Genomic DNA, 287 nt, shown 5'->3' with positions numbered 1-287 from the left:
CCGGTCAGCTTAAGAAGTACGTGACCGAGGCGGTCAACGAGTACTTCGCGCCGATCCGCGAGCGTCGCCAGCGCTATGAGAACGACCTGGACTATGTGAAGGACGTGCTGCACGAGGGCAACCGTCGTGCCAACGAGATTGCCGAGCAGACCCTGGCCGAGGTTCAGAACGCCATGGGTATGGTGTACTAGGGATATGTTCTGCGGCGCTGTCGCCGGGATTTGAACACGCAGAGACGGTGAGGCTAAATCCTCCCCTAACAGGAACGGGCCCGCTGGCAGTCAGTT

General features: G+C 59.9%; 1 pseudogene. It reads left to right on the top strand.

The features are described 5' to 3' along the window. Window positions 1–191 (top strand): annotated as a pseudogene (locus DW732_RS09600) (tryptophan--tRNA ligase); the annotation flags it as partial. Between the last annotated feature and the right edge of the window lie 96 nt (window positions 192–287).

The organism is Collinsella sp. AM28-11LB, from assembly GCF_003469895.1.
GTDB lineage: Bacteria > Actinomycetota > Coriobacteriia > Coriobacteriales > Coriobacteriaceae > Collinsella.
Note: the sequence above shows the minus strand (reverse complement) of the source record. Positions and strands in the feature narration are given on the sequence as shown.